This is a genomic window from Microbacterium sp. NFH-22A-Y (genome assembly GCF_021401375.1).
GTDB lineage: Bacteria > Actinomycetota > Actinomycetes > Actinomycetales > Microbacteriaceae > Microbacterium > Microbacterium hominis.
On record NZ_JACBGF010000003.1, the window covers coordinates 357,820 to 373,126 of the forward strand.

Here is a 15,307-nt window from a genome sequence, read left to right on the forward strand (position 1 = left end):
CATGCATCCGGACTCAGGTCGTAGGGGAAGACGTACCTGAAGAAACGGAGAATCGCGATGGCGACCACGTCGACCCCACAGGCGCGCGGAGTGATCTACATCCACTCCGCGCCACGAGCGCTGTGCCCCCACCTCGAGTGGGCTGTCGGTCGCGCCCTCGGACGGGCGGTCAATTTCGAATGGGCGGAACAGCCCGTGCTCTCCGGCAGCCGTCGTGCCGAGTTCTACTGGGAAGGCCCCGCCGGCACCGGCGCCGCTCTCGCCACCGCGATCCGCGGCTGGGAGCACCTGCGCTTCGAGGTCAGCGAGGACCCGACGCCGCGCTCGGACGGCGGTCGCTGGATGCACACGCCGGATCTCGGCATCCACTTCGCCCAGACCGACACCGCGGGCAACGTCGTCATCGGCGAGGACCGCATCCGCTACGCACTCGAGATCGCGGCCGGCGACCCGTACGACCTGCAGCGCGAGCTCCAGGTCGCCCTCGGCTCGTCCTGGGACGAAGAGCTCGAGCCGTTCCGTCACGCCAGCGACGACGCCCCCGTCGTCTGGCTCCACAAAGTCGGCTGAGCGCCGACCCCCTGAGCCCAGACGAGTCGAGGCGCCGGTACCGGCTTCGGACGGCTTCCCGGAGACCGAGACAGCGCATCCTCGTCTGACACGAAGACGCCCCCGTCATCCGAAAGGATGCGGGGGCGTCTTCGCGTCCGGCTCGAGGCCGGATCAGACCGAGGCGAACGCGGCGACCGCGTTGTGTCCGCCGAAGCCGAACGAGTTGCTGATCGCGAGCTGCTGTCCGTCGCCGAGCGGGGTCGGCGCGCCCGACAGGCGGAAGGGGACCGCGGGGTCCTGCTCCGTCAGGTTGATCGTCGGCGGTGCGACACGGTCGCGCAGCGCGAGGATCGTGAAGATCGCCTCGAGCGCTCCCGTCCCGCCCAGCAGGTGTCCCGTGGACGCCTTGGTCGCCGACACGGGGATCTCATCGATCCGGTCGCCGAAGACGCTCTTGAGCGCCACGTACTCGTTCGGATCGCCGACCGGGGTGGAGGTGGCGTGGGCGTTGATGTGGGTCACGTCGTCGGGCGACGCGTCCGCCATCGCGAGCGCGAGGTTCACGGCGCGCGCGGCGCCGGTGCCCTCGGGGTCGTTGGCGGTGATGTGGTACGAATCGGCCGTGACGCCGCCTCCGACGACCGCGGCGTAGATCTTCGCTCCGCGCGCCTTGGCGTGCTCCTCCGTCTCGAGGATCAGGACGCCCGCGCCCTCGCCCATGACGAATCCGTCGCGATCGATGCTGCCGGGGCGCGACGCGGTCTCGGGGGAGTCGTTGCGCTTGGACAGCGCCTGCATCGACGAGAACGACGCGATGGTGACCGGGTGGATCACCGACTCGGTGCCACCGGCGATCACGACATCCGCGAGACCGTCACGCAGGTGCTCGATCGCGTTCACGATCGACTCGGTGCTCGATGCGCAGGCGCTCGCGACCGTGCGTGCGTAGGCACGCGCACCGAAGTGCAGCGACAGGTTGCCGGCCGCCGCGTTCGGCATGAGCATCGGCACCGTCATCGGCAGCACGCGACGCGGGCCCTTCTCGCGCAGCGTGTCCCACGCGTCGAGCAGGGTCCAGAGGCCGCCGATCCCGGTCGCGAAGTCGACTCCCAGGCGTTCCGGGTCGACCTCCGGGCTTCCGGCATCCGCCCACGCCTCCATGGCCGCGACGAGCGCGAACTGCGAGGACGGGTCGAGACGCTTGGCGATCGGCCGTTCCAGCACCGTGTCGGGGCGGACGGCGGCCTGCGCGGCGAAGGTGACGGGAAGGTTGTACTGCTCGACCCAGTCGTACTCGAGCGTGCGCGCGCCGGAGGCGCCACCCAGCAGCGCGGACCAGCTCTCCGGCGCGGTCCCACCGATGGGGCTGGAGGCGCCGATGCCGGTGACGACGATTCGGGGAATGCTCATGGTCTCCTCGTTGCTCCGGTGGGGGCGCTCAGGCCCCCACCGGGGTGCAGGTGGCGAGGCCTGAGGTCAGGCCTGGTTGGTGGTGATGAAGGTGACGGCGTCGCCGACGGTCTTGAGGTTCTTGACCTCTTCGTCGGGGATGGTGACACCGAACTTCTCCTCGGCGTTGACGACGATCGTCATCATCGAGATCGAGTCGATGTCGAGGTCGTCGGTGAACGACTTCTCCAGCGCGACCTCGTCCGCCGAGATGCCGGTCTCGTCCGTGATGAGTTCGGCGAGCCCTGCGAGGACCTCGTCGTTGCTGAATGCCATGGGATTCTCCTTGTTTATCGGGGTTTCACCGGCCCTGCGGGGCCGACGTTCAGTCTAGGTGCGGCGGCCGCCGCGCCCGCGGATCTCGGGCCGTCAGGGCAGGACGACGACCTGGGCGCCGAACACGAGCCCGGCGCCGAAGCCGATCTGCAGGGCGAGTCCGCCCGACAGCTCCGGGTGCTCGACGAGCAGGCGGTGCGTGGCGAGCGGGATGGATGCCGCCGACGTGTTGCCGGTGGTCTCGATGTCGCGGCCGATGACGACCGTCTCGGGCAGCTTCAGCTGCTTGGCGAACTCGTCGATGATGCGCATGTTGGCCTGGTGCGGCACGAAGGCCGCCAGATCGGAGGCCTGCACTCCGGCGACCTCGAGCGCCTGCCGGGCGACCTTCACCATCTCCCAGACGGCCCAGCGGAAGACCGTCGGACCCTCCTGGCGCAGCGTCGGCCACGGCGACTGGCCGTCGCGGAACTCGACGAGGGTGTGGTTCATGCCCACGGCCTCGGCCTTCGAGCCGTCCGAGCCCCAGACGGTCGGTCCGATGCCGGGGAAGTCGCTCGGTCCGACGACGGCCGCACCGGCGCCATCGCCCAGGAGGAACGAGATGGACCGGTCGGTCGGGTCGACGATGTCGCTCAGCTTCTCGGCGCCCACCACGACCGCGTAGTGCGCCGAGCCCGCGCGGATGAGCGCGTCGGCCTGCGCGACGCCGTAGGCGAAGCCGGCGCAGGCGGCGTTGAGGTCGTACGCCGCCGCGGGGTTCGCGCCGATCCGGTCGGCCACGATCGCCGACACCGAGGGGGTCTGCTTCGGGTTGGAGATCGTCGCGACGATCACGGCGTCGATGAGCGCGGGGTCGATCCCCGCGGTGGCGACCGCTTCGGCCGCTGCGTCGGATGCCAGGTCGATCGCGGTGGTGGCGGCATCCGCCCGCACACGCGTGACGATGCCGGTGCGCTGACGGATCCACTCGTCGCTGGAGTCGATGGGACCGACGAGATCGTCATTGGGAACGGCGTTCTCGCCGCGCGCCGCGCCGTAGGCGTAGATGCGCGTGTGGGCCGGCCCCGTCGACTGGACGAGGGCGGGTCGGGTGGGCGCGTCGGTCACGCGTCGCCTCCTGTCAGCAGGGCGGCCGCAGCCGCGAGGTCGTCGGGTGTCTTCACGGCCACGGTCGGCACGCCGCGCAGGGCACGCTTCGCGAGACCCGTGAGGGTGCCGGCCGGGGCGAGCTCGATGATGCCGGTCACGCCCGCAGCCGAGAACGCGTCCATGCAGAGGTCCCAGCGGACGGGGGAGGAGACCTGTGCGACGAGGAGGTCGAGAGCCTCACGACCTCCCACGACCCGCGCACCGTCTCGGTTGGTCCAGAGGGCGACGGTCGGGTCGGATGCCGTCACCTCTGCGGCGGCGGCGCGCAACGACTCGACCGCGGGGGCCATGTACGAGGTGTGGAAGGCGCCCGCCACCTGCAGCGCGATGACGCGGCTTCCCGCGACCGGGTGGGCCGCGAGTTCCGCCAGCGCGTCCAGCGCGCCGGCCGCCACGATCTGTCCGGCACCGTTGTGGTTGGCCGGGGTGAGGCCCAGCTCATCGAGGAGGGCGAGGACCGCGTCGCGGTCACCGCCGAGGACGGCGCTCATCCCGGTGTGCTCGCGCGCAGCCGCATCGGCCATCGCTCGTCCCCGAAGACCGACGAGACGCATCCCGTCGTCGTCCGTGAGCACTCCCGCCGCGACGAGAGCCGCGATCTCACCCACGGAGTGGCCGGCTACACCGCCGGGCGCGGTGGCCGCGGCATCCTGCAGGGCGGCGTACGAGACCAGGCTCGCCGCGACGATCAGCGGCTGCGCGACGCTCGTGTCGCGGATGCGGTCGGCGTCCCATTCGGTGCCGGCCGCGAGGAGGTCGACGTCCGCCTCCTCCGCGTACCGCTCGACGCGCTCGCGGACCCCGTCGAGCTCGAGCCACGGAGCGAGGAACCCGGGGGTCTGTGAGCCCTGCCCGGGGAAGACGGTGATGATCACGTGCCTATCCTTCCAACTTCTGCGCCGCCGCGCTGGCGAACACGTCACAACAAACGCGGATTGCTTTGTATCCGATCGATAACAGCACCGGGACGGTGGGATGTCAGTCGGTGCGAGAGGGGCGTCGCGCCGCGCTTCCCCGACGGCGCGTCGCCTCGGTGCCGATCGACCCGATGATGAGGGCCGTCTGCAGGATGAGCGCCTCTCGCGGCCCGGTCGCATCCCAGCCGATGACGTCCGAGACGCGCTTGAGGCGGTACCGGACGGTGTTCGGGTGGACGAACAGCTCGCGGGCCGTCGCCTCGAGGGAGCGCCCGTTGTCGAGGTAGCTCCAGAGTGTCGTGACGAGATCGGCGGAGTGCGCCTGCAGCGGACGGTAGATGCGCTCGACCAGGGTCGCCTTCGCCATGGCGTCGCCGGCCAGCGCACGCTCGGGCAGCAGATCGTCGGCCTCGACCGGACGCGGGGCGTGACGCCACGCCCCGGCGACGGCGAACCCCGCCAGCGCCGCGCGTGCACTCAGCCCGGCATCCACCAGCGCGGGCACCGTGGGACCGAGGACGAGGTGGCCGGGACCGAAGCCGGGCTCCAGCCGTCGTGCGATCTCGGGGAACGGCAGCTCGTCGCTCACGGGCTCGCGTCCGGGCAGCACGGCACGCCCGATCACCAGCACGAGGCGCGACCCCTGCACGCCGATGAGCACGTCGACGCCGAGCTTGCGGGCGAGCCGCCGCAGATGATCGACATCCAGCTGCGGGGGCGTCGTACCCACGAGCACGGCGACCTCTCCGTGGCCGTGCCAGCCGAGCGCGGCGATACGGCTCGGCAGCTCCTCGTCGGCCTCGCCCGTGAGGATCGAGTCGACGACGAGCGCTTCGAGTCGCGCGTCCCAGAGCCCGCGGGCCTCTGCGGCCCGCGCGTAGACGTCGGCCGACGCGAACGCGACCTCGCGGGAGAACAGCAGGATGCTCTCGCGCAGGTCCTCCGCGCGGCCCGCGACGCGCTCCTCGGTGACGGCGACGGTCACCCGGATGAGCTGCAGCGTCTGCGTCAGGCTGACGCTGCGCAGCAGTTCACGGGGGGCTGCGGCGAAGATGTCGGCGGCGATCCAGGGCGTGGAGCCCGGATCCTCGTACCACTGGATGAACGAGGCGATGCCCGCCTGCGCCACGAGGCCCACGGCCGACCGGCGTGCCGGCGGCATGTCGGCGTACCACGGCAGCGAGTCTTCGAGTCGCTTGATGGTCGCCGTGGCCAGGTCCCCGGAGATGCGGCGGAGCCACGCGAGTGTCTCCGCCTTCTCCTGAGGTGTGGGGCGGGCGGGCATCGAACCGGTCAGCTCTCGCCGCCAGCGTTCCCGGTCGTTCCGGCCGTCACGTCGTGCAGACGGTACTTCTCGATCGCCTGGGCGGACAGCGAGCGGTCGACGAGTCCTTCCTCGGCCAGCGCCTGCAGCGCGCGGACCACGATCGACGGGCCGTCGATCTTGAAGAAGCGACGCGCCGCGGCACGGGTGTCGGAGAAGCCGAAGCCGTCGGCACCCAGCGTCACGTAGCGACGGGGCACCCACTCGCGGATCTGGTCCTGGACCGCGTGCATGTAGTCGCTCACGCCCAGCACCGGACCCGCGGTGTCGCGGAGCTTCTCGGTCAGGTACGCGGTACGCGGCTCGGCGAGCGGGTTGAGGAAGTTGTGCTCGTCGGCGGCGAGACCGTCGCGGCGCAGCTCCGTCCAGCTCGTGACCGACCAGACGTCGGCGGCCACACCCCAGTCGTCGCGCAGCAGCTGCTGCGCCTCGAGCACCCACGGCACGCCGACCCCCGACGCGAGCAGCTGCACGCGGTGACCGTCGCCGGAACCCTCGGAGATGCGGTGGATGCCGCGGACGATGCCGTCGACGTCGACGCCCTCGGGCTCGGCCGGCTGCACCAGCGGCTCGTTGTAGAGGGTGATGTAGTACATCACGTTGGGGTCGGGGTGGTTGCCGCCGTACATGCGGTCCAGGCCGGAGCGCACGATGTGGGCGATCTCGTACCCGTACGCCGGGTCGTACGACACGGTGGCGGGGTTCGTCGAGGCCAGCAGGTGCGAGTGGCCGTCGGCGTGCTGGAGGCCCTCGCCGGTCAGAGTGGTGCGACCGGCCGTCGCGCCCATGATGAAGCCGCGGGCCATCTGGTCCGCCGCCGCCCACTGCGCGTCGCCGGTGCGCTGGAAGCCGAACATCGAGTAGAAGATGTAGACCGGGATCAGCGGCTCGCCGTGCGTGGCGTACGAGGTGCCCGTGCCGGTGAAGGCGGCGACCGCACCCGCCTCGTTGATGCCGACGTGCATGATCTGCCCCTGCGGGCTCTCCTTGTAGGCGAGGAGGAGCTCACGGTCGACCGAGGTGTAGTTCTGACCGTTCGGGTTGTAGATCTTCGCGGTCGGGAAGAACGCGTCGAGACCGAAGGTGCGCGCCTCGTCCGGGATGATCGGGACGATGCGGTTGCCGAAGTCCTTCGAGCGCAGCAGGTCCTTCAGCAGGCGGACGAAGGCCATCGTCGTGGCGACCTCCTGCGTGCCGGAACCCTTCTTCGGCAGCGCGTAGGCGCTGTCGTCGGGCAGGCTGATCGGCACGTGGTGGGTACGGCGCTCCGGCAGGAACCCGCCGAGGGCGCGACGCTTCTCCACCATGTACTGGATGGTCTCGTCCTCCATGCCCGGGTGGAAGTACGGCGGGGCATAGGGGTTCTCCTCGAGCTGCGCGTCGGAGACCGGGATGCGCATCGAGTCGCGGAAATGCTTGAGGTCGTCGAGCGTCATCTTCTTCATCTGGTGGGTCGCGTTGCGCCCCTCGAAGTGGTGACCGAGACCGTATCCCTTGATGGTCTTCGCGAGGATGACCGTGGGCTGGCCCTTGTGCTCGGTGGCGGCCTTGTAGGCGGCGTAGAGCTTCTGGTAGTCCAGGCCACCGCGGCGCAGCTTGCCCCAGATGTCCTCGTCCGACCAGTCCTTCACCATGGCGGCGGTGCGCTCGTCGCGGCCGAAGAAGTGGTCGCGGATGAACTTGCCGTCCTCCGCGCGATAGGTCTGGAAGTCGCCGTCCGGCGTCGTGTTCATGAGGCGCACGAGAGCACCGTCGGTGTCGACCTGGAGCAGGTCGTCCCAGCCGCGGCCCCAGACGACCTTGATGACGTTCCAGCCCGCGCCGCGGAAGAACGCCTCGAGCTCCTGGATGATCTTGCCGTTGCCGCGCACCGGTCCGTCGAGGCGCTGGAGGTTGCAGTTCACCACGAAGGTGAGGTTGTCCAGACCCTCGTTGGCTGCGACCTGGAGCTGTCCGCGGCTCTCGACCTCGTCCATCTCACCGTCGCCGAGGAAGGCCCAGACGCGCGAGCCCGAGAGGTCCTTGATCCCGCGGTTGGTGAGGTACTTGTTGGTCATCGCCTGGTAGATCGCGTTGATGGGTCCGAGACCCATCGACACGGTCGGGAACTGCCAGTACTCGGGCATGAGCCGCGGGTGCGGGTACGACGGGATGCCGAGCGGTGCCTTCGACTTCTCCTGACGGAAACCGTCGAGCTGGTCGGCCGACAGACGCCCCTCGAGGAAGGAGCGGGCGTAGATGCCGGGGGAGGCGTGGCCCTGGATGAAGATCTGGTCGCCGCCCGTGGGGTCATCGAGGCCGCGGAAGAAGTGGTTGAAGCCGACTTCGTACAGCGACGCGGACGACGCGTAGGTCGAGATGTGTCCGCCGACGCCGATACCGGGGCGCTGAGCACGGTGCACGGTGAGCGCGGCGTTCCAGCGGATCCACCGGCGGTAGCGACGCTCCATCTCCTCGTCACCGGGGAAGGCGGGCTCGTTCTCCGGCGCGATCGTGTTGATGTAGTCGGTCGTGGGGACCTGGGGCACGTTCAGCTGCAGCTCGTGCGACTTGTTCAGCAGGCTGAGCATGATCTCGCGACCGCGCCCCGCCCCCTTGCTGTCGACGAGCTGCTGCAGCGATTCCTGCCACTCGTGCGTCTCTTCGGGGTCGCTGTCCTGCGGTCCCTGAGAGTACGGATCCTGATCGTTGACCGTCACGAGACACCTTTCGTCGTCTGGCAGATCGTGCCAGGGATGGGGCTTGGGATGCGCGCGGCTTTGTGCAGCGTCGACAACGCGTCCTGGATCAGCCTAGTCACATCGCGATGGGGTGGACCGCGCGGGACGCGAGTGGGCCTTCCCGAACGGTTCTCACACACACGTTCGGCGTTGCAGACGTTGATCCGCCGTGTTCTCAGAGGTTCCTAGGTCCCGCCAGGGCCCGCGCCGAGGACGACGACATCGAATTGGCCGTGGAGGTGCTGATGAGGTTCTCCTTGTTCTTGTGACGAGGATTCAGGTGTGCGGTTATACCGCTCGTGCGGAGGAGGGCAGGGCGGCACTGACCTGCCGACGGATGTGGTCGAGGATCTCGGGGAAGCTGTCGCCAAGGTGCACGGTCGCGGTGGTGGTGACGTGGATGATCGAGGTGATCACGCGCGCGAGTGTGCTCGTATCGGCGGAGACGATGCGGGGATCGTGGGCCAGGATGCCGGACAGGCCGCTCTCCAGGCGTCGTGAGAGGGCGAGGCCCTCGCGGCGGTGGGGTCCAGCGCGAGGACCGACGCCACGGTGCCAACCCCTGCGCGCGCGGCGACGGCAGCCGAACGGAGGCCATCGTCGATGGCGGTGGCGAACTTCTGGTTCTGCACCAGGATCAACAGCTCTGCTTTCGTCGACGCGTACGGGTACAGGGTGCCGATGGCGACGTCCGCGCGGTCGGCGATCTGCTGGGTGGTCACACCTCCCACGCCGTGCTCCGCGAACAAGGTGCGGGCGGCGTCCATGATCCGGCGCCGCTTGTCCTCCTTCGCTCGCTCACGGCGCCCCGCCGGGTCCGGATGGGATGCCATGTCGATCTCCCTTGACAAAGTTACTGAGGGCACTCAGGATTGAGTGTCCTCGGATCGAGCGGACGGAGAACCCCGTCGTAAGGGTCGGCAATCCAAGCAAGGAGCTGTCATGACAGACACGCAGCAGAGATCAGGCGGACTGCCCGTGCGCTTCGTTGATGCCACGACCCGTACGGTCACGGCGGCGGGTGCACGGTTCGTCCACCGCGAGCTCGGCGCCGACAACGACGGTATGCCGCTGGTTGGTCTCACCCACCTCGGTGCAAACCTTGATAGCTGGGATCCGGAGTTCGTTGACGCCCTGGCCGAAAAGCGGCGGGTGATTCTGCTCGGCTACCGAGGAGTGGGCGCATCTACTGGGAGCGTGCGTGACCGGTTCGAAGACATGGCCGCTGACGCGATCGCCGTGGTCCGCGCCCTCGGTCTCTCCCGGGTGGACCTGTTCGGGTTGTCGATGGGCGGCATGGTCGCCCAGGAGATCATCCGCCAGGTGCCGGACCTCGTGGAGCGTGTCATCCTCGCCGGAACGGGTCCGCAGCATGGTCCCGGGCTTACCGCGATGACCGGCGTCACCGTCCGCACCGTCCTGCGCGGGGTTGTGAGCTTTACCAACCCGACCACGCTGCTGTTCTTCACCCGCACCCGGGCAGGCAAGCAAGCCGCGAAGGCCTACCAGGCGCGAATGAAGCGCCGTCGCATCGGAAGGGACACGCCTGTCACCCCCGGGGTGTTCCGTGCGCAGCTCCGTGCCGTGAACCGGTGGGGTCACCAGCAGGGGGCGGTCGGCACCTTCGCCGGTCGGATGCTCGTCCTGCACGGCGACAGTGACCGCATGGTCCCGCCCGCCAACGCTGAAGCACTTCGGGATCGCTTCCCGGGTGCCGAGGTGCTGCTGTTCCCGGACTCCGGGCACGGCGTCGTCTTCCAGAATCGCAGCGCGATCGCCGACGCCACCCACCGTTTCCTGCAGCGCTGACCGCCATCGCTGTATCTCACGCGTCATTACAGAAAGAAGACCATCATGCGCGCGTTCGTGTTCGACAAGTACAAGCAGCCCGTCCACGAGGCCGACATACCCGAGCCCACGGTCGGCGACCGCGACGTCCTGATCCGGGTAGAGGCTGCAGGGCTGAACCATCTCGACGAGCGGCTCCGGGCAGGTGAGTTCAAGGCGATCCTGCCCTACAAGACCCCCGTCACGCTCGGCCACGATGTCGCGGGCACCGTGATCCGCACCGGCGCGGGTGTCACCCGGTTCACCGCCGGGGACCGAGTGTACGCCCGGCCGCGGGATCACCGCATCGGTACCTTCGCCGAGCGCATCGCCGTCGACGAGACAGACGTCGCCCTGGCTCCGACCTCGATCAGCATCGTGGAGGCGGCATCGCTTCCGCTGGTCGCACTCACCGCATGGCAGGCCCTGGTGGAGAAGGGGAACGTGCAGCCGGGGCAGAAGGTGCTCATCCACGCTGGTGCCGGCGGGGTCGGGTCGATCGCGATCCAGCTCGCCAAGCACCTCGGTGCGCAGGTTGCGACCACCGTGTCGGGCAAGAACGCGGACTTCGTCCGGGAGCTCGGCGCCGACGTCGTCATCGACTACCGTACCCACGATTTCGAGTCCGAGCTCTCCGGCTACGACTTCGTCCTGGACCCGCTTGGCGGGGACAACCTCACCAAGTCGCTCACGGTCTTGAAGCGCGGCGGAAAGGCGGTCGGGATCTCCGGTCCACCCACCCCCGCGTTCGCGAAAGCCGCAGGCCTGAACCCGGTGCTGCGCCTGGCCATCACGGCCCTCAGCCGCAAGACCCGCGCACTCGCCAGGAAGCTCGGCGTGACATACGAGTTCCTCCTCATGCACGCCTCCGGCGACCAGCTGCGTCAGATCGCCGAGCTCGTCGACGCCGGCGACATCCGCCCGGTCGTGGGCGCGACCTTCCCATTCGACCAGACCGTGCAGGCTCTCGCCTCCCTCGGCACCAGCAGCATCCGCGGCAAAGCCGTCATCACGGGCGCCGACCAGCCCGCATAGCCCTATTCGCAGTCCGCTTTCCGAGCACACTCAGATCCTCAAGGAGCACCCTCATGAGCACCACCGAACCCGTCATCACCTCCTACGCCAAAGCCCCAGCAAAGACCGTCGCCGTCGACGGGGACACCTTCGCCTACCGTGAGCTTGGCCCGAAAGAACAGATCCCCGTCGTCTTCTTCGTGCACCTGGCCGCGACCCTGGACAACTGGGACCCGCGCATCATCGACCAGATCGCGAAGACCCGCCACGTCATCGCTTTCGACCAGCTCGGCGTCGGTGCCTCCTCCGGGCAGGTTCCCGACACCCTCGAAGACGCCGCGGCCGACGCCTACCGGTTCATCACGAAGGGACTGGGCTACGACAGGATCGACATCTTCTCCTTCTCGATGGGCGGCATGATCGCTCAAGACCTGGTCGTCGCTCACCCCGGGTTGGTGCGCAAGCTCGTGCTCACCGGCACCGGCCCGCGCGGTGGGAAGAACATCGACAAGGTCGTCGGCACCACCTACTGGGACATCTTCCGCTCCGTGATCACCCGGTCCGATCCGAAGGAGTTCCTCTTCTTCAACCGTGACGCCGAAGGCAAGCGAGCCGGCAAGGCGTTCGTTGAGCGTCTCAAGGAGCGCACCGTCGACCGCGACAAGCCGATCAGCAACAAATCGTTCAGCCGCCAGCTGAAGGCCATCCAACGGTACGGGCGCTCGACCCCATCAGACCTGTCCGTGATCACGGGCCCGACCCTGATCGCCAACGGCGACAACGACCGCATGGTCCCCTCCGTGCTCTCCGAGGACCTGCATCGGCGGATCGTCGGCAGCGAGTTGATCATCTACCCGAACTCCGGCCACGGCGGCGTCTTCCAGTACTGGCAGAAGTTCGCCCCGATCGCCGCGAAGTTCCTCACCGACTGACCAGCGAGCTGTCACCCCCGAAGGAGCCATCATGACCGACACCACACCGACGAAACCAGACGTCTCGAAGCACTTCACCTCCTCGATCCTGCTCTGGATGCGCACCGATAAGGCCGCTGGCCCGACACTGCGCTGCGCACACAGGTGTTCCTGCCGTGGAATGAGAAGACCCGGGAAACACCGAACGTCGCCCACGACAACCCGGCCGACCAGCACCTGCACGCCTCGGTCATCCTCGGCTTCACCGACGACCGTGCTCGCGACCGTTTCTACGCCGACCATGCCCCAGACCTGTCGACCCTGCTCGCCCCGCACGTCGCTGCCGTCCACGCCTACGACGTCACCGACGCGCCCACCTATGTCAAGGACAGCCAGACCCTCCCGCACTACGAGAGCTGACGCCGCCTAATCGCCACCAACTCATCGGCGGATGGGCGCTCGAAGGTGACTCACTGTCACTGAGGCGTGTGCGGTCGATTGCCTTTCCGGACCTCGGCGATCAGCAGGACGCCGACGGCGATGGCGAGCACCGTGACCGCGATCGCGGCGGCTCCGACGGCGGCGCGCAGGGAGATGGCGGTGGCGACCGCGCCGACGCCGATCGCGGTCGCGGCTTGCAGGGCGTAGGCGATGAGGTAAAGGAAGGACAGGGTCGAGCCGCGGTGGTGTGGGGGTGCGAGTCGGTTGATGAGGCCGAGCCCCCCGGTGAATGCCAGGGCGTAGGCGATGCCGCCGACGACGCACCATGCCAGGAACAGTGCGAGCGATTGGAGCGCGCTGGCGGCCGCCATCAGGGCGAGGCTGACCAGCGTCAGTGCCGTGCCTGCCCAGATGAGGGAATGGGTGTGGAATCGGGCGAGGAAGAGTCCGGTGATCCCGATGAACGCCGCTGAGGCGGCGAGCAGGGTGCCGACGAGAGCGGTGTTGTCGGTGTGCGTGAACTGGTCGATCATGTGCGCGCCGAGAGAGAGGAAGATCGCCCCGACACAGTAGGCGAGACTGACCGAGAGCGTGGCGATGACGAACCCGATCCGGATCCCCGGGGGGACGAAGGGAGCCTGTGGTCGCCACCGGGCCTTTGCCTGCGGTCGGTCGTCGGGTGTGGCCAGCAGCGCCGCAGTAGAGGCCGCGGCGAGGGCGAAGAGGACGAGGTAGCTCCACAACAGCGGGAGAGGCCGGTACTCGGCGAACACTCCGCTGAGAAGCAGCGCCACGGTGAGGCCGGTCGCGGTGGCGACCGTGGCGGTGGTGCTCGCGAAGCGGGGGCTGCGCGTGGTGTTGTTCTCGATCAAGGATGCGGTGGCAGCTCCCATTGCGAGACCCGCCCCGGCCCCTTGCAGGACGCGGCCGATATAGAGGAAGACGACATGCGGCGCGAAAGCGAACACCACCCCGGAGATGCCGATGAGCGCGACGCCCGCGATCATGACCCACCTGCGGCCGAACAGATCGGACAGGTTCCCGAACAGCGGGAGCACCACGATCAGCGCCAGCTGATACGTCGCGAACACCGTCGTCACGACAACCGGGGTGAGATCCCACTTCGCGGCGTAGATCGGGTAGAGCACGCTCGGCGCCCCCGAGGACCACAGCGCGAGGGCCAGGACCGACGCGGCAGCCCAGAACGCGCCACGCCGTCCTAGACGCATCACGAGGCAGGGTCCGGGCGGACAACGAGACACGTGCTGGACGCGGTCGCGAGGACGCGTCCCTGGCTGTCACGGATGTCGGCCTCCGCGAACACCGCACTTCGGCCCTTGCGGGTGACCCACCCGTGCGCGGTGACGGGGCCGGTGTCCGCGGTGATCGGGCGCAGGAACGACACCTTGATCTCGAGGCTGGTGTATCCGACGCCGGCCGGGAGGGTGGAGTGCACAGCGCACCCGCACGCGGAGTCGAGGACGGTGGCGAAGAACCCGCCGTGCACCGACCCGATCGGGTTGTAGTGGGACTCGTCCGGCACCGCCGTCATCACCACGTCACCCTCCTCCACGGTGACGATCTCGAGCCCGATGTGACTGCTGATCGGCGGGGCGGGCACCTCGCCCGCGGCCACGGCCCGAAGCTGCTCGATACCGGATCGGGCGAACAGCGTCCGCTTGTCCCTGCCCGGGATCTGGTAGCGGATCGTGCGCGACCGCTCGGAATCCTCGTCGTCCCTGGTCATAGCTACCTCACCTCACCGAACGTCTTCAACATTGCCCTCACCCCGTCTCCGCTCCGGGTCCGCGCCTCCAACGCGAACTCCGAGACCCGCACCCGTGTCCGGCGTTCGAACGTGGTGTAGCGCATGCCTGTGCCCCGATCTGCCATGACGGGATGCGACGTGAAGTCCTCGTCGCACCGACCCTACCGATGCTAAGTTTGTTGAAACAACTCAGGTGGTCACACGGCGTCTTGTGTGGCGCAAGGCGGGACGGACACTGGTGTTTCAGGTGCACATCCCGCGGCTAGGTGCACCGGCGAGGGCTAGGCCGGACGATCCGTTCGAACGCGGCGAGTTCGACCTCGTCAGCCTCGCCGCACTGTTCCCCGCGATGCCGAGTGGACCCGCAAGTCTGCGACAGGCAGCCAACAAAGTCCGCTCATACGAGGAGATCCACGCATCCCAGCTGCTCCGAGCGGCAGCAGCACTGCCAGGCCAATGAGGAGGCTCCGATGCCCCGCCGATCACCAACACTCGTCCATGCACTGAACAGCCCGTGCGGCATCGTCCGCAGCGTGGGCGTTCTCGGTGACTCCTGGAGCTTCCTCATCGTGCGAGAGGCGCTCCTCGGTGCGGGGACGTTCGCACAGTTCCGCGACCGGCTCGGCATCGCCAGCGATGTGCTCAGTGCGCGGCTCGCAACGCTTGTCGAGCACGGAGTATTCGAGAAAACGCCGTACCGGAAGCCGGGCCAGCGCGTTCGTGAGGCCTACCAACTCACCGCTGCGGGTGAGGATCTGAAGGTCGTCATGGTCGCCATGCAGCAGTGGGGCGAAGCGCACATCCCCCTGACGCACGGCTCACGCGTGCGGGCCGTCACCGTGAGCGAAGGCGAGCGCGTGCACGCCGGTCTGCTCACCGCAGACGAAAGGAGCGTCTCGAACGCAGAGGTGGCGTTCGTGCGCTCAGGCGCCATCGACGACGTGCCGTGAGACTCG

The 15,307-nt window shown here is 68.6% G+C and carries 16 protein-coding genes; 6 read left to right on the forward strand and 10 right to left on the reverse strand.

The genetic code is table 11. The features are described from left to right. The first annotated feature begins 57 nt into the window (after nucleotides 1-57). Complete coding sequence (locus tag L0965_RS12730; protein ID WP_101306318.1) at nucleotides 58-570, forward strand: DUF3145 domain-containing protein; 513 nt, start codon at nucleotides 58-60, stop codon at nucleotides 568-570. 153 nt (nucleotides 571-723) lie between these two features. Here the strand turns inward: L0965_RS12730 and L0965_RS12735 are convergent, their stop codons facing one another. The 8 genes from L0965_RS12735 to L0965_RS12765 form a co-directional block, all read right to left on the reverse strand. Beyond that, entirely contained in the window at nucleotides 724-1,962 is a 1,239-nt protein-coding gene (locus L0965_RS12735) for a beta-ketoacyl synthase (RefSeq protein ID WP_060958927.1), read from the reverse strand. Nucleotides 1,963-2,028: 66 nt separating this feature from the next. Next, nucleotides 2,029-2,277 carry an acyl carrier protein gene (locus tag L0965_RS12740; protein ID WP_005049448.1) on the reverse strand — a complete coding sequence of 83 codons (249 nt, stop codon included), beginning with the start codon at nucleotides 2,275-2,277 and terminating at the stop codon, nucleotides 2,029-2,031. Nucleotides 2,278-2,370: 93 nt separating this feature from the next. Continuing rightward, nucleotides 2,371-3,387 carry a beta-ketoacyl-ACP synthase III gene (locus tag L0965_RS12745; RefSeq protein ID WP_060958926.1) on the reverse strand — a complete coding sequence of 339 codons (1,017 nt, stop codon included), beginning with the start codon at nucleotides 3,385-3,387 and terminating at the stop codon, nucleotides 2,371-2,373. Next, a complete protein-coding gene (locus tag L0965_RS12750; protein WP_101306319.1) occupies nucleotides 3,384-4,304 on the reverse strand; it encodes an ACP S-malonyltransferase in 921 nt (306 codons plus the stop codon). The genes L0965_RS12745 and L0965_RS12750 overlap by 4 nt, the downstream gene beginning before the upstream one ends. A gap of 103 nt (nucleotides 4,305-4,407) precedes the next feature. Beyond that, entirely contained in the window at nucleotides 4,408-5,631 is a 1,224-nt protein-coding gene (locus L0965_RS12755) for a CdaR family transcriptional regulator (protein WP_101306320.1), read from the reverse strand. A gap of 8 nt (nucleotides 5,632-5,639) precedes the next feature. After that, nucleotides 5,640-8,369 (reverse strand): pyruvate dehydrogenase (acetyl-transferring), homodimeric type, encoded by a 2,730-nt coding sequence (gene aceE, locus L0965_RS12760; protein WP_101306321.1) that lies wholly within the window; start codon nucleotides 8,367-8,369, stop codon nucleotides 5,640-5,642. A 309-nt stretch (nucleotides 8,370-8,678) separates the two neighbouring features. Then, nucleotides 8,679-8,807, reverse strand: coding sequence for a hypothetical protein (locus L0965_RS16650; protein ID WP_267956976.1), 129 nt, complete (start codon nucleotides 8,805-8,807; stop codon nucleotides 8,679-8,681). Further along, nucleotides 8,804-9,223, reverse strand: a complete 420-nt coding sequence (locus L0965_RS12765; protein ID WP_101306323.1) for a TetR/AcrR family transcriptional regulator — start codon at nucleotides 9,221-9,223, stop codon at nucleotides 8,804-8,806. The genes L0965_RS16650 and L0965_RS12765 overlap by 4 nt, the downstream gene beginning before the upstream one ends. Before the next feature lie 109 nt (nucleotides 9,224-9,332). Between L0965_RS12765 and L0965_RS12770 the strand changes: the two genes are divergently transcribed. The 4 genes from L0965_RS12770 (at nucleotide 9,333) to L0965_RS12785 (ending at nucleotide 12,562) form a co-directional block, all read left to right on the forward strand. Next, a complete protein-coding gene (locus L0965_RS12770; protein WP_101306324.1) occupies nucleotides 9,333-10,199 on the forward strand; it encodes an alpha/beta fold hydrolase in 867 nt (288 codons plus the stop codon). A gap of 45 nt (nucleotides 10,200-10,244) precedes the next feature. Further along, on the forward strand, nucleotides 10,245-11,252 hold the full coding sequence (locus L0965_RS12775) for an NADP-dependent oxidoreductase (protein ID WP_101306325.1): 1,008 nt from the start codon (nucleotides 10,245-10,247) through the stop codon (nucleotides 11,250-11,252). A gap of 53 nt (nucleotides 11,253-11,305) precedes the next feature. Beyond that, nucleotides 11,306-12,163: an alpha/beta fold hydrolase gene (locus L0965_RS12780; protein WP_101306326.1), complete on the forward strand. Its 858-nt coding sequence runs from the start codon at nucleotides 11,306-11,308 to the stop codon at nucleotides 12,161-12,163. Between the two features lie 144 nt (nucleotides 12,164-12,307). After that, nucleotides 12,308-12,562: a hypothetical protein gene (locus L0965_RS12785; protein ID WP_101306327.1), complete on the forward strand. Its 255-nt coding sequence runs from the start codon at nucleotides 12,308-12,310 to the stop codon at nucleotides 12,560-12,562. A gap of 56 nt (nucleotides 12,563-12,618) precedes the next feature. Here L0965_RS12785 and L0965_RS12790 read toward each other — a convergent pair whose 3' ends face one another. Continuing rightward, nucleotides 12,619-13,812 (reverse strand): MFS transporter, encoded by a 1,194-nt coding sequence (locus L0965_RS12790; protein WP_101306328.1) that lies wholly within the window; start codon nucleotides 13,810-13,812, stop codon nucleotides 12,619-12,621. Next, the gene (locus tag L0965_RS12795) at nucleotides 13,812-14,330 is read right to left on the reverse strand and encodes a PaaI family thioesterase (RefSeq protein ID WP_101306329.1); all 519 of its coding nucleotides are present in this window, start codon (nucleotides 14,328-14,330) and stop codon (nucleotides 13,812-13,814) included. Before L0965_RS12795 ends, L0965_RS12790 begins: the two co-directional genes overlap by 1 nt. A gap of 491 nt (nucleotides 14,331-14,821) precedes the next feature. On the opposite strand from L0965_RS12795, the gene L0965_RS12800 reads away from it, so the two are divergent. Next, on the forward strand, nucleotides 14,822-15,301 hold the full coding sequence (locus L0965_RS12800; RefSeq protein WP_101306330.1) for a helix-turn-helix domain-containing protein: 480 nt from the start codon (nucleotides 14,822-14,824) through the stop codon (nucleotides 15,299-15,301). Nucleotides 15,302-15,307: the final 6 nt, after the last annotated feature.

Coding starts and splice junctions, on each gene's coding strand:
- L0965_RS12730 (WP_101306318.1), top strand. CDS start 58: ATGGCGACCACGTCGACCCCACAGGCGCGCGGAGTGATCTACATCCAC.
- L0965_RS12735 (WP_060958927.1), bottom strand. CDS start 1,962: ATGAGCATTCCCCGAATCGTCGTCACCGGCATCGGCGCCTCCAGCCCC.
- L0965_RS12740 (WP_005049448.1), bottom strand. CDS start 2,277: ATGGCATTCAGCAACGACGAGGTCCTCGCAGGGCTCGCCGAACTCATC.
- L0965_RS12755 (WP_101306320.1), bottom strand. CDS start 5,631: ATGCCCGCCCGCCCCACACCTCAGGAGAAGGCGGAGACACTCGCGTGG.
- L0965_RS12765 (WP_101306323.1), bottom strand. CDS start 9,223: ATGGCATCCCATCCGGACCCGGCGGGGCGCCGTGAGCGAGCGAAGGAG.
- L0965_RS12770 (WP_101306324.1), top strand. CDS start 9,333: ATGACAGACACGCAGCAGAGATCAGGCGGACTGCCCGTGCGCTTCGTT.
- L0965_RS12775 (WP_101306325.1), top strand. CDS start 10,245: ATGCGCGCGTTCGTGTTCGACAAGTACAAGCAGCCCGTCCACGAGGCC.
- L0965_RS12780 (WP_101306326.1), top strand. CDS start 11,306: ATGAGCACCACCGAACCCGTCATCACCTCCTACGCCAAAGCCCCAGCA.
- L0965_RS12790 (WP_101306328.1), bottom strand. CDS start 13,812: ATGCGTCTAGGACGGCGTGGCGCGTTCTGGGCTGCCGCGTCGGTCCTG.
- L0965_RS12795 (WP_101306329.1), bottom strand. CDS start 14,330: ATGACCAGGGACGACGAGGATTCCGAGCGGTCGCGCACGATCCGCTAC.
- L0965_RS12800 (WP_101306330.1), top strand. CDS start 14,822: ATGCCCCGCCGATCACCAACACTCGTCCATGCACTGAACAGCCCGTGC.